Origin of the sequence: Diaminobutyricibacter sp. McL0608 (assembly GCF_039613825.1) — a bacterium.
In the GTDB taxonomy this organism is placed as follows: Bacteria; Actinomycetota; Actinomycetes; order Actinomycetales; family Microbacteriaceae; genus Diaminobutyricibacter.
In genome coordinates, this window is record NZ_CP154826.1 from 2583572 (window position 1) to 2594845 (window position 11274).

The 11274-nt window shown below is 68.2% G+C and carries 13 protein-coding genes; 5 read left to right on the forward strand and 8 right to left on the reverse strand.

What is annotated here, in order from left to right:
• The first annotated feature begins 57 nt into the window (after nucleotides 1–57).
• Nucleotides 58–2046 (forward strand): amino acid transporter, encoded by a 1989-nt coding sequence (locus AAYO93_RS12260; RefSeq protein WP_345761463.1) that lies wholly within the window; start codon nucleotides 58–60, stop codon nucleotides 2044–2046.
• 3 nt (nucleotides 2047–2049) lie between these two features.
• On the opposite strand, the gene AAYO93_RS12265 is transcribed toward AAYO93_RS12260, so the two are convergent.
• The gene (locus AAYO93_RS12265; protein ID WP_345761464.1) at nucleotides 2050–2451 is read right to left on the reverse strand and encodes a DUF6855 family protein; all 402 of its coding nucleotides are present in this window, start codon (nucleotides 2449–2451) and stop codon (nucleotides 2050–2052) included.
• 47 nt (nucleotides 2452–2498) lie between these two features.
• Complete coding sequence (locus AAYO93_RS12270; RefSeq protein ID WP_345761465.1) at nucleotides 2499–3293, reverse strand: LysR family substrate-binding domain-containing protein; 795 nt, start codon at nucleotides 3291–3293, stop codon at nucleotides 2499–2501.
• A gap of 32 nt (nucleotides 3294–3325) precedes the next feature.
• On the opposite strand from AAYO93_RS12270, the gene AAYO93_RS12275 reads away from it, so the two are divergent.
• Both AAYO93_RS12275 and AAYO93_RS12280 read left to right on the forward strand, forming a co-directional pair.
• On the forward strand, nucleotides 3326–3718 hold the full coding sequence (locus AAYO93_RS12275; RefSeq protein ID WP_345761466.1) for a DUF5997 family protein: 393 nt from the start codon (nucleotides 3326–3328) through the stop codon (nucleotides 3716–3718).
• Nucleotides 3719–3722: 4 nt separating this feature from the next.
• A complete protein-coding gene (locus AAYO93_RS12280; RefSeq protein ID WP_345761467.1) occupies nucleotides 3723–5111 on the forward strand; it encodes an alpha-hydroxy-acid oxidizing protein in 1389 nt (462 codons plus the stop codon).
• Here the strand turns inward: AAYO93_RS12280 and AAYO93_RS12285 are convergent.
• The 5 genes from AAYO93_RS12285 to AAYO93_RS12305 form a co-directional block, all read right to left on the reverse strand.
• Entirely contained in the window at nucleotides 5066–5482 is a 417-nt protein-coding gene (locus AAYO93_RS12285) for a hypothetical protein (RefSeq protein ID WP_345761468.1), read from the reverse strand. The genes AAYO93_RS12280 and AAYO93_RS12285 overlap by 46 nt on opposite strands.
• On the reverse strand, nucleotides 5479–5907 hold the full coding sequence (locus AAYO93_RS12290; RefSeq protein WP_345761469.1) for a DUF1761 domain-containing protein: 429 nt from the start codon (nucleotides 5905–5907) through the stop codon (nucleotides 5479–5481). The genes AAYO93_RS12285 and AAYO93_RS12290 overlap by 4 nt, the downstream gene beginning before the upstream one ends.
• 70 nt (nucleotides 5908–5977) lie before the next feature.
• Entirely contained in the window at nucleotides 5978–6904 is a 927-nt protein-coding gene (locus AAYO93_RS12295) for an NADP-dependent oxidoreductase (RefSeq protein ID WP_345761470.1), read from the reverse strand.
• 61 nt (nucleotides 6905–6965) lie between these two features.
• Nucleotides 6966–7994: a 6-phosphofructokinase gene (locus AAYO93_RS12300; protein ID WP_345761471.1), complete on the reverse strand. Its 1029-nt coding sequence runs from the start codon at nucleotides 7992–7994 to the stop codon at nucleotides 6966–6968.
• A 75-nt stretch (nucleotides 7995–8069) separates the two neighbouring features.
• Nucleotides 8070–8732 carry a CYTH domain-containing protein gene (locus tag AAYO93_RS12305; RefSeq protein WP_345761472.1) on the reverse strand — a complete coding sequence of 221 codons (663 nt, stop codon included), beginning with the start codon at nucleotides 8730–8732 and terminating at the stop codon, nucleotides 8070–8072.
• A gap of 75 nt (nucleotides 8733–8807) precedes the next feature.
• On the opposite strand from AAYO93_RS12305, the gene AAYO93_RS12310 reads away from it, so the two are divergent.
• Nucleotides 8808–9194, forward strand: coding sequence for a DUF3224 domain-containing protein (locus AAYO93_RS12310; protein ID WP_345761473.1), 387 nt, complete (start codon nucleotides 8808–8810; stop codon nucleotides 9192–9194).
• A gap of 37 nt (nucleotides 9195–9231) precedes the next feature.
• Here AAYO93_RS12310 and AAYO93_RS12315 read toward each other — a convergent pair whose 3' ends face one another.
• A complete protein-coding gene (locus AAYO93_RS12315) occupies nucleotides 9232–10992 on the reverse strand; it encodes a pyruvate dehydrogenase (protein WP_345761474.1) in 1761 nt (586 codons plus the stop codon).
• 81 nt (nucleotides 10993–11073) lie between these two features.
• Between AAYO93_RS12315 and AAYO93_RS12320 the strand changes: the two genes are divergently transcribed.
• A complete protein-coding gene (locus AAYO93_RS12320; protein ID WP_345761475.1) occupies nucleotides 11074–11262 on the forward strand; it encodes a hypothetical protein in 189 nt (62 codons plus the stop codon).
• The last annotated feature ends 12 nt before the right edge of the window (nucleotides 11263–11274 follow it).

Consider the following 11274-nt stretch of genomic DNA (forward strand, 5'->3'; position numbering starts at 1 on the left):
CGCCGACAGGTAATCTGATTCTGCGCACACCGGTGCGCGAAGCGAAGAAGGATGCAGATGTCCACCACCCCCGCGGAATCCACCCCGGTTCCCGGGCAGGCGCACATTCCGCCTCCCCGCCGCCAGTTGAGTCCGTTCCGGCACTGGCTCCTCAAGGGCATCGTCGACGAACGCGGCCAGCACCAGGGTCCGCACGGCCAGACGCCCGAGCGCACGCACACGTGGTGGCAGGTCATGTGCCTGACCGGTGTCGACTACTTCTCCACCCTCGGTTACCAGCCGGCCATCGCGGCGCTGGCCGCCGGGCTGGTGTCTCCGTTCGCGACGCTCGTTCTCGTCGCCCTCACCCTGCTCGGCGCCCTGCCGGTGTACCGCCGGGTCGCACGCGAGAGCTTCAAGGGTTCCGGCTCGATCGCGATGCTCGAACGACTGCTCCCGTGGTGGGCGGGAAAGCTCTTCGTGCTGGTTCTGCTGGGGTTCGCAGCGACGGACTTCATGATCACGATCACGCTGTCGGCAGCGGATGCGACGGCCCACGCGATCGAGAATCCGTTCGCCCCTTCGTGGTTCCAGGGCAACCAGGTCGGTATCACCCTCTTCCTCCTGGCGCTCCTGGGTGCGGTGTTCCTGAAGGGCTTCCGTGAGGCCATCGGCATCGCCGTGGTCCTCGTCGGCATCTATCTGGCACTGAACGTCGTGGTGATCGCGGTCTCCCTCGGCGAGGTCTTCACGCACGCGTCCACGATCACCGACTGGTGGGCGGCGCTCACGACCGCGCACGGCGACCCGCTGATCATCGTGGGCATCTCCCTGATCGTCTTCCCCCGCCTGGCCCTCGGCCTGTCCGGTTTCGAGACCGGCGTCGCGGTCATGCCGCAGATCAAGGGTGCGCCCGACGACGACCCGAACTACCCACGCGGCCGTATCCGCGGCACGGGCCGGCTGCTCGGCACGGCGGCGATCATCATGAGCGTCTTCCTCATCACGTCGAGTTTCACGACGACACTCCTGATACCGCAGAAGGACTTCCAGCCCGGCGGCCCTGCCAACGGCCGCGCGCTCGCCTATCTGGCGCACGAGTACATCGGAAACGGCTTCGGCACGGTCTACGACATCAGCACGATCCTCATCCTGTGGTTCGCCGGCGCATCCGCGATGGCAGGTCTGCTGAACCTCGTGCCGCGGTACCTGCCGCGCTACGGCATGGCACCCCAGTGGTCTCGCGCGGTTCGGCCGCTGGTGCTCGTCTTCACGGCGATCGCGTTCGTCATCACGCTGGTCTTCGACGCCAATGTGGATGCGCAGGGCGGCGCGTACGCGACCGGCGTGCTGGTGCTCATCACCTCCGCCTCCATCGCTGTGACGCTGTCCGCCCGGCGCAAGCGCCAGCGCAACCGCACGATCGCGTTCGCGGTCATCTCGGTGGTCTTCATCTACACCACGATCGACAACATGATCGAACGGCCCGACGGTCTTCGCATCGCGAGTCTCTTCATCCTCGGCATCCTGGTCATCTCGTTGGTCTCTCGGGTCGGACGGTCGTTCCAGCTGCGCGCGACCAGCGTGACCCTCGATGTCGCCGCCCTCGACTTCGTGCTCGAGGATGCGGAAGAGGGCGAGATCCGCATCATCTCGCACGAGCCCGACGAGGACACCGACAAGGAGTACGCCCAGAAGAACAAGGACGAGCGCCGCTTCAGTCACATCCCGCAGCGCTCACGCACGGTGTTCCTCGAGGTCTACCCGTCCGACTCGTCGGATTTCGAGGAGGACCTAGTCGTCCATGGCGTGGTCAAGCACGGCTTCCGTGTGCTGCAGGTGAGCAGCGGAAACGTGCCGAACACGATCGCGGCGGTCCTGTTGGAGATCAGGGATGTGTCCGGCGTCGTGCCGACGATCTACTTCGAGTGGACCGAGGGCAACCCGATCGGGAACATGTTCCGTTTCCTCATCACCGGTGTCGGCGAGATCGCCCCAGTGACACGCGAAGTCCTCCGCGAGGCGGAGAAGGACGTCAAGCGACGCCCTGCGGTGCACGTCAGCTGACGGTCAGATCGCCCGCACCGAGTTGTTGCGCGCGTCGTGCGTGAGTTCGACGTAGCCGAGCTGCTCGAGCAGGGGTGGCAGGTACATGCCGAACCGGCCCCGGTAGCCCTTGCGCAGTCCGTACCAGCCACCGACCGGGTTGCTCTCGTCGCGGCCCCAGGCCTCGACCGTTCCGTCCGTTGCGGCCTTCTGTTCGTCAGCGGCTCCGAGCGGTACCCAGTCGCCCTGCGCTGCCAGCCACGCCCGCAGGTCGTCGATCGCGCTGAGGTGGTACATCAGCTTGGTCGATCCCACCTGGCAGACGAGGGCGGGCGGATCGGCGCTCTCATCGCGGTACATCGTGTACTCGCTGGTTCCGGGTGCGGTCTTCAGCACCCACGGGTCGTCTTTGGTTCCCTGCGCCATCGTGCGCTCCTCGGTTCAGCCGCCGGTCGGGTCCGACCAGCTCAACGCTAGCGCCGTCCTCTGCGTCCCGCACCCCTGCTGCCGCGAGAGGTGCCCTTCGAGGCCGACCGGCGCGCGCCCGTCCTGGGTTTCGCGGCGCCCTTCCCCGCACCCGCGGCACCCTTCGCGGCGCCCTTCCCCGCACCCGCCGCGCCCTTCGCCCCGCCCTTGCCGGCACCTGCGCCACTCTTCGCGACGCTCCTCGCCGCTTCCTTCTCCCGTGCTTCCGCCGCCTCAGCCGCAGCGACCTCCGGATTCCGCGAACTGTGCGCGGTACGACCGCGCACGATGCCGATGAACTCGTCCACCCACGGGCTCTGCGACTCCCGCGGCCAGGCGAGGGCGACCTCGGCGGGATCCGCATCCTCGAGGAGCATGGCGACGACGTCGCGACGGCGGAGCGCTTTGGCGATGGACTGCGGCATGACGCCGATCCCCTCGCCGCCGGCGACCCGGCGCATGAAGGTCTCGTCCCATTCGTCGTCCGGCCCGGGAGCGACGATCGTCTCACCCTCGAGGTCGGCGAGGAACAGCTTCTTCTCCAGGGTCAGCACGTGCTCGTGGTGCATGGCCGCGACGACGTTCTCGGCGTACAGCGGGATCACGTGCAGGCCTTCGAGCTCCAGCGGGAGCCGCACGAACGCGAGGTCGACCTCGCCGAGATCGAGGCGCGTCTTCAGCTCGTCCGGACGTTCGCGCACCACGGAGAGCTCGACCTCCGGATGCCGCTCCTCGAACACGCGGGTCCATTTGCCCACCGTCACCCCGAGCGGGAATGCGATGGTGAAGGTTCCCGGTGCCATGAGTCGAGGGTAGCGCGGGATACCCTGAGTGCATGAGTGCCGACAAGAAGCCGCAGACCATGAAGCCGGCGACGGCAGCGAAGAAGCTCGGGATCTACCTCCCGGCCGCGCCCGACTCGTTCGGCGACCATGACATCACCCGCACCGAGCTCAACGGACTGCTCGCCGAACCACCGGAGTGGCTGGCCGAGCTGCGTCGCGAGGGGCCCCACCCGCGCGACGTCGTGGCGAATAAGCTCGGCATCTCGGTCTCGGGCCTGGCCCGTGGCGGGATCACCGAGGCGCTGACGACCGCGGAGATCAAAGACCTGCTCGCCGCCCCTCCGGAGTGGCTCGTGAAGGAGCGAGCGACACACGCCGAGGTGCGCGCGGAGAACGCGCGGGTCAAGGCGCGCAACGCTGAGCGCGCCGCACGCTCGGAATGAGTTCATGGAACCGGTGAGACGGCCGCCGACGAGCGTCGGCCGCGAAGCCCAGTCGGCCGTCTATCGCGACGGGGTCTCCGGTCGGCGTCCGCGCATCCCCGTCGGATGGGCGGAGCTGGAACGCACGGCGCGACGGCACCTGTCGCGGGCCGCGTTCGCCTACATCGCGGGTTCAGCCGGCCTCGAGCGGACGGACGCGGCGAACACGGAGGCGTTCCGCCAGCACCGGATCGTGCCGCACGTGCTCCGGGACGTCTCTCGCCGCGACCAGTCGATCGAGCTCTTCGGCCGAAGCCGGCCCACCCCGTTCTTCCTGTCGCCGATCGGTGTGCTCGATCTCGCGCATCCGTCCTCCGACGCCGCAGCCGCCCGGGCCGCCGCGCGGGCGGGCGTCCCGGCCGTGCTGTCCAGCCAGGCGTCGACGCCGATGGAGGCCGTGGCGCGCGCGATGGATGCGGGGCGCACCGCCCACGACACGGCGGCCCGCTGGTTCCAGCTGTACTGGAGTTCCTCCGACGACCTAGTCGTGAGTTTCGTGTCCCGGGCGGAACAGGCCGGATGCGAGGCCATCGTCGTCACGCTGGACACCCACGTGCTCGGCTGGCGTCCCCGAGATCTCGGCCTCGGCTATCTGCCGTTCAGCCGGGGCCGCGGGATCGCCCAGTACACGAGCGACCCGGTCTTCCAGCGCCTGGTCCAGGAACGCGTCGACGCCGCAGCGCGCGCAGCAACGCAGCGGGCGGACGATCCGGATGCTGTGCCCGCGCCACGCACCCGCGTGACACCGACCACGCTCGCCTCGTTCGCCAGCATCCTGCGGCGCCATCCGGGCAGCATGCTCGACAACCTGCGCTCACCGGTTCCCCGGGCGTCCGTCGAGACGTTTCTGGACGTCTTCGCGAACCCTGCCCTCACCTGGGAGCGGATCGCCTTCCTCCGCGAGCACACGAGCCTGCCGATCGTCCTGAAGGGCGTGCTCCATCCCGAGGATGCCCTCCGCGCCGTCGAGCTCGGGGTGGACGGCGTCGTCGTGTCGAACCATGGTGGCAGGCAGATCGACGGCGAGGTCGCGAGCCTGGATGCGCTTCCGGGCGTGGTCGCTGCCGTCGCCGGCCGCATCCCGGTGCTCTTCGACAGCGGGATCCGGAGTGGAGCGGACGCTGTCATCGCCCTGGCGCTCGGCGCATCGGCTGTCGGCATCGGCCGTCCGTACGCCTACGCCCTTGCGATCGCAGGCGAGGACGGCGTGCACGAACTTCTGCGCAACTTCTCCGCGGAACTCGACATCACGATGGGACTCGCCGGTGCGACCTCGGTCGCGGAGCTGACCCCGGACCTCCTCGAGCGTCAGCCGAACGCCTCCCGGATGCGGACGAGCAGCGCACGACCGTAAGCGGTCGCGGCGTCGGCGTCTTCGTACGCAGCGATCCCGCCGTTCGCACGCGGATCCTCCACCTCCACACGGAAGCCGTCGCCGGTGTTCTGGAGCGACCGGAAAGAGGCGCCGAGCAGTTCCCGCAGCTGGTCCTCCCTGGGCAGCCACAGCGCATCCTCGAGCGCCAGCGAGTCGAGCGCCCACTCGGTGGTCCCGTTGAAACCGAGGATGGTCCCGGTGTCGAACTCGTGCGGCTCGATCGTCATCTCGCTGACTGTGAAATGGTCGCCCTGCAGTTCCGGCCGGTCGATCGCGAACGCGTCGCCGGAGACGGGCCGCCAGCGCAACCCGGCATCCCTGAGGTCACGGGCGAGGACGGCGTCGATCATGCGCCGGCAGGCGGCCAGACGCCGATGATCAACGCCATGATCACGATGGTGACGAACTCGTGGGCGAGGTTCAGCACGGTGAGCCCGCTCGGCCGTCGATCGAAGGCGTCGTGGGTGATCATCCGGGCGGCCGTGAAGCCCGCCCACAGGATGATGCCGGTGAGCACGGCGTTCCAGAGGAAGCTGCCGCTGTAGAAGCGCCAGGTGATGTCGGCGGCGCCGGCGAGCACCCACGCGGTGATGAAGCTCACGACGACCGTGATGATCAAGGGGAAGGCGGCGCCGGTGCGCATCGACTCCTCAGTGTGCCCGACGGCCTTCAGCCAGTAGGTGCCGAAGACGCGGCGCGAATACCAGATGGCTCCGACGATCATGCTCGAAGCGGTGGCGAGCAGGACGGCCCAGTAGTTGATTGCGGGAACCATTCGACGAACTCCTTTGTCTCGACCGCAGACGGCCACCGCAGCGGTTCTACGGAGTCTATTACGGGAGTTCTCAGTCGGTGACGAGGATGATCTTTCCGCGGACGTGTCCCGCCGCGAGCTTGCGATACGCCTCGGCCGCCCGCTCGATCGGGAAGATCGAGTCGATCGGCAGCGTGAGCTCGCCCTGTGCGATCAGTTCGGCGACTTCTGCCAGATGCTCGTTGGTCGCCTCGCGACCGCCGGCCCGGGATGCACCGCGGGCAGCCGGACCGTAGGCGGCGATCGTGTTGATCCGCTCGATCGGCACGCCGAGTTCGAGCGCAGCGTCGATGGTCTCCGGACCGTGGTTGTCGAGAGCAGCCGTCAGCGGCTGGCCATCCGGCAGAGCTTCGCGGATGCGCTCCACCAGGCCGTCGCCGTATTCCACCGCGATCACGCCGAGTTCGCTGAGGAAGTCGTGGTTGGCGATGCTCGCGGTGCCGACGACCGTGGCTCCCGCGCGGATCGCCAGCTGGCACACGAGGATGCCGACGCCACCGGCCGCCGCGCTGACGAGGACGGTGTCGGACTCGTCGAGGTCGAGGGATGCGACACTCATCATCGCGGTTCGGCCCACGACGGCGAGCGCTCCGGCCACCTCGAAGGTGAGCGCGGCCGGCTTCGGGACGAGCTGCCCGTCGACGGGCACGATCACGAAGTCGGCGGCGGCCTCGAACGGTTTGGATCCGAAGACGGCGTCACCGGGCGTGTATTGCGTGACCCCCGCGCCGACCTCGTCGACGAAGCCCGAGAAGTCGTAGCCGATCCCCGACGGCAGGGTCAGTCCGAACGCGTTCGCCGCGGGTCCGCCCGCCAGGACTTTGTAGTCGACGGCGTTCAGCCCGATGGCCATCACGCGGACGCGCACTTCGCCGGGGCCCGGCCACGGCGGCTGGACGTTGACGACCTTCAGGTTCTCCGGCGAACCGTACTCGTCGAACTGCACGAAACGCGACATTCTCGTCCCCTCTTGCGGCGCCGCCGACTCGCAATGCGGGACCCGAGCCCGGCGCAGCCCATTAACCGAACAGTAGCGCCGCTTCGTCGTAACGCGACTGCGGAACGGTTTTCAGGCCGCCGGTCGCATCCGCGATGCTGACGTTGACGACGTCGGTGCCCTTGAGTGACACCATGGAGCCCCAGCGTTCTTCGAAGACGGCGTCGATGGCCGCCATGCCGAGGCGGGTGGCGAGCACACGGTCGTAGGCGCTCGGCACGCCCCCGCGCTGCATGTGGCCGAGGACGGATGCGCGGGACTCGATTCCCGTGCGGGCCTCGATCATCGGAGCGAGCATCTCGCCGATGCCGCCCAGGCGCGGGCGGTTGAACGCGTCGAGACCCTTGTGCGAGTGCGCCTCCTCCATCGTGTCGAGGTGGAAGCCCTCCGAGACGACGATCACCGGGGCCCGACCGCGATCGCGCACAGACTCGACCCATTCGCAGATCTGCTCGATCGACTGCGGCTGCTCAGGGATCAGGATGGCGTGCGCACCGCCGGCCATCCCCGAGTGCAGGGCGATCCATCCGACGTGGCGTCCCATGACCTCGACGACCATGCAGCGCTGGTGCGATTCGGCGGTCGTGCGGAGGCGGTCGATCGCCTCCGTCGCGATCTCCACTGCGGTGTCGAAGCCGAAGGAGTAGTCGGTGGCGGCGAGGTCGTTGTCGATCGTCTTGGGGACCCCGACGATCTTGATGCCCGCATCCGTCAGCCGCCTGGCCGCAGTGAGGGTTCCTTCACCGCCGATGGCGATGATCGCGTCGATTCCGTTCTCGTCCATCACGCGCTGGATGTTCTCGGGGCCGCCGTTGTCGCCTTCGAACGGATTGGTGCGGCTCGAGCCGAGGATGGTGCCGCCCTGGCGGGAGAGGCCACGAACGCTGTGGCGGTCGAGCGGCATGATGTCGCCGTCGACGACACCCCGCCAGCCGTAGCGGAACCCGGCGAACTCGGCCTTGTGCACGCGGTCGCCCTTGAGGACGGCACCGCGGATCACAGCGTTCAGTCCGGGGCAGTCGCCGCCGCTGGTGAGAATGCCGATCTTCATGGTGCTCCTAACCTCGTTTACGCCTCTGTTGATCTTGCCCGAGACAGGCTGTACCGCCAAAACGGCGACCGCAAGTTATTCGCCGAGCGAATCCACTCCGAGCGCACGCGCCAGCTTCGACGAGCTGACGGACACGCGTGCGCCCGCCTCGAGGACTCGCGCCTCGATCTCGTCGAGCAGGGCGGTCCGCCGCTCACGGGTGTCCGGCGCCCCCTCGAGGAGCTCGACCTCCCATTCGCGCCACCGCCGCTCGGGTGAGTCGGCCCGGGGGGCGCGCAAGCCCTCCGACCGCACGTGGTCGTCGCAGAGTTCCGCGATCGCGAAGCCGGCGGCATCCTGCAGGATCACAGTGGTACGCGTATTGGTGACGCGCGCGAGTGGTTCGAGGGGCGCATCCCCGATGAACGCCCGCACCGCGTCGACGACCTCAGCCGGCGGGCGCTCGGACCCGGACCCGGCTCCCTCCGCGTCCCCCAGCGGCCAGCTGATCTCGGTGCGTCCTTCGTCGCCCGGCAGCTTCACGGTCCAGCCGGCGTCGCCGCCTCCGTGCCGCACCCGGAGCGCGATCCTGTGATGGGCGAGATCGAGGTCGGGCGTGTCGAAGTAGACCGCGACGAGTTCGACGGTCTCGGGAGCGCTTTCGAGGGCGACGGCCCCGACACCGATGAGACGAGGAGGAACCGCCTTCGCGTCGACGTCGTATTTGCGTTCGATCTCGACCTGGCTGTGCTTGGTCATTCCCCTTGTCTAGTCGAGGTCGGGCCTGTCGCGAAATTACAAGGGGCCCGGAGGCCCGGGCTTTATCGTGTTGTTATGAGCGAGACGATCACAGCACGCTTCCAGGTGACCAGCTGGGACCCGGCAGAGCTTTCCGGAATCGACGGCGACTGGGTGGGAGCGGTGACCATGCGTAAGACCTACACCGCAGGCCTGATCGGCGAATCCGTCGCCCACTTCATCTCCTCGGGCGACGAGTCCGGGCGCGGCTATCTGGCCGCCGAACGGGTCACGGGAACGCTCGACGACGGCAGGTCCGGCTCGTTCACGGTCCATCACGGGGCGCTGCAGCATCCGGATGACGACTCGGCCTTCGGCTACATCGTCCCGGGCACCGGGACCGACGATTTCGCGCCCTTCGCCGGATCGGCGCGAATCGTGCACGACGAGGCAGGCCCGTTCTTCGTTTTCACCCTCGACTGATCCCGTTCGCCTCGACGAGCGGGCCGCGTCGCGCTCCTCACGGTCGCGGGATGTTCCGCAGATTCGTCTTCGCGAGTTTGACGGCCTCGCCGACGCCGCCGTTCATGACGACCTTGGACATCGCGAGGGCGAAGCCCTTCAGCTGCACGCCGGTGATCGTCGGCGGAAGCGAGAGAGCGAGCGGATCCGTCACCAGGTCGACGAGTGCCGGCCCGTCATGCGCGAACGCCGCTCTCAGGGCGCCTTCGATCGCGGCCGGCTTCTCGACCCGCTGACCGAAGATACCGAGAGCGTTCGCGACGGCGGCGTAGTCGACCATCGGCACGTCGACTCCGAAATCCGGGAAGCCGTCGACCAGCATCTCGACTTTGACCATACCGAGCGTGGAGTTGTTGAAGACGACGATCTTCACCGGCAGCCGATAGGCCGCGACGGTCACGAGCTCGCCGAGGAGCATCGAGAGGCCGCCGTCGCCCGACACCGACACCACCTGCCTGCCCGGGTGGCTGACCTGGGCACCGACAGCCTGCGGGAGCGCGTTCGCCATCGACCCGTGCAGGAAGGAGCCGATCAGCCGCCGCTTGCCGTTCGGATTGATGTAGCGGGCGGTCCAGACGTTGCACATGCCGGTGTCGGCGGTGAAGATAGCGTCGTCCGCGGCCAGATCATCGAGGATGGATGCAGCGAACTCCGGATGGATCGGCGTCTTGCGTTCGACGTTCTTCGCGTACGCACCGACGACCGAGTCGAGCAGCTTCGCGTGGCGCTTGAGTGTGCGGTCGAGGAACCGCCGGTCAGGTGTGCGGTCGACGAGCGGAGTCACGGCGGCGATCGTTGCAGCGACGTCCCCGTGGACGGGGACCGCCACGCTCGCACGGCGCCCGAGATGCTCGGCACGCGCATCCACCTGGGCGATGACGACGTCGTCCCCCTCACCCGGCAGGAACTGGTTGTACGGAAAGTCGGTGCCGAGCAGGAGGAGGAGATCCGCGTCGTGGATGCCGTCGTGCGCCGCACCATAACCGAGCAGTCCGGTCATCCCCACGTCGAACGGGTTGTCGTACTGGATCCACTCCTTGCCTCGCAGGGAGTGTCCGAGCGGTGCGGCGAGCAGTTCGGCGAAGGCGATCACCTCGTCGTGTGCGCCGGCGACACCCGCGCCCGCGAAGATTGCGATCCTCTTCGCGCCGTTGATCGCGTCGGCGAGGGCGCGCACGTCGGCCTCCGCGGGAACGATCGTGGGCGGACGGGTCAAAACGAACGCCGGAGCGGGTCCGACGGCGTCGAGCTCGGCGACGTCGCCGGGGAGCGAGACCACCGAGACGCCTTTCGTCGCGACCGCGTGCCGCAGCGCCGAGTTGACCACACGCGGCGCCTGTTCGGCCGTCATGACGAGTTCGCGGTAGCTGGAGCATTCGACGAAGAGGCGATCCGGATGCGTCTCCTGGAAGTATTCGGAGCCGATCTGCGCACTCGGGATGTGGCTCGCGATCGCGAGCACCGGCGCGCCGGAGCGATGCGCGTCGTAGAGCCCGTTGATCAGATGGAGGTTACCCGGACCGCAGCTACCTGCGCAGACGGCCAGCTCACCGGTGAGCTGCGCCTCGGCTCCGGCCGCGAACGCCGCGGCCTCCTCGTTCCGGACGTGGATCCAGTCGATTCCGCCGTTCTTGGCGCCGCCGGTCCGCCGAACGGAGTCGACGATCGGGTTGAGACTGTCACCGACGATCCCGTAGATCCGGTGGACCCCCGCGTCGATGAGCTGGGCGATGAGCTGGTCTGCGACTGTCGTGGCCATGTGCCCCATTCAACTCCCGGGCCGATCCGACCGCCAGAGCGGGGGTCGCCTCGCGACGACCGGCGGCGTACCCTTGCAGCTATGAGCGATCGAGGCACCGATCGGGACGAATCACTCGATGAGTTCATCGAGGCGCAGGACGGCGACTATGAGCCGGCGCCCAGCCATTTCGATGCCGACGACGTTCCCGTCGATGAAGAGGAGGACGAACTCGTTCCCGACGAGGAGCGTCCCGTTCCACTCGATCTCGACGACGCCGAACTCGAGTGATCAGCCCGGGCG

Excerpts from the sequence above, each read along its gene's own strand:
- AAYO93_RS12260 (WP_345761463.1), top strand. The coding sequence starts at position 58 with ATGTCCACCACCCCCGCGGAATCCACCCCGGTTCCCGGGCAGGCGCAC.
- AAYO93_RS12265 (WP_345761464.1), bottom strand. The coding sequence starts at position 2,451 with ATGGCGCAGGGAACCAAAGACGACCCGTGGGTGCTGAAGACCGCACCC.
- AAYO93_RS12270 (WP_345761465.1), bottom strand. The coding sequence starts at position 3,293 with ATGGCACCGGGAACCTTCACCATCGCATTCCCGCTCGGGGTGACGGTG.
- AAYO93_RS12275 (WP_345761466.1), top strand. The coding sequence starts at position 3,326 with ATGAGTGCCGACAAGAAGCCGCAGACCATGAAGCCGGCGACGGCAGCG.
- AAYO93_RS12280 (WP_345761467.1), top strand. The coding sequence starts at position 3,723 with ATGGAACCGGTGAGACGGCCGCCGACGAGCGTCGGCCGCGAAGCCCAG.
- AAYO93_RS12285 (WP_345761468.1), bottom strand. The coding sequence starts at position 5,482 with ATGATCGACGCCGTCCTCGCCCGTGACCTCAGGGATGCCGGGTTGCGC.
- AAYO93_RS12290 (WP_345761469.1), bottom strand. The coding sequence starts at position 5,907 with ATGGTTCCCGCAATCAACTACTGGGCCGTCCTGCTCGCCACCGCTTCG.
- AAYO93_RS12295 (WP_345761470.1), bottom strand. The coding sequence starts at position 6,904 with ATGTCGCGTTTCGTGCAGTTCGACGAGTACGGTTCGCCGGAGAACCTG.
- AAYO93_RS12300 (WP_345761471.1), bottom strand. The coding sequence starts at position 7,994 with ATGAAGATCGGCATTCTCACCAGCGGCGGCGACTGCCCCGGACTGAAC.
- AAYO93_RS12305 (WP_345761472.1), bottom strand. The coding sequence starts at position 8,732 with ATGACCAAGCACAGCCAGGTCGAGATCGAACGCAAATACGACGTCGAC.
- AAYO93_RS12310 (WP_345761473.1), top strand. The coding sequence starts at position 8,808 with ATGAGCGAGACGATCACAGCACGCTTCCAGGTGACCAGCTGGGACCCG.
- AAYO93_RS12315 (WP_345761474.1), bottom strand. The coding sequence starts at position 10,992 with ATGGCCACGACAGTCGCAGACCAGCTCATCGCCCAGCTCATCGACGCG.
- AAYO93_RS12320 (WP_345761475.1), top strand. The coding sequence starts at position 11,074 with ATGAGCGATCGAGGCACCGATCGGGACGAATCACTCGATGAGTTCATC.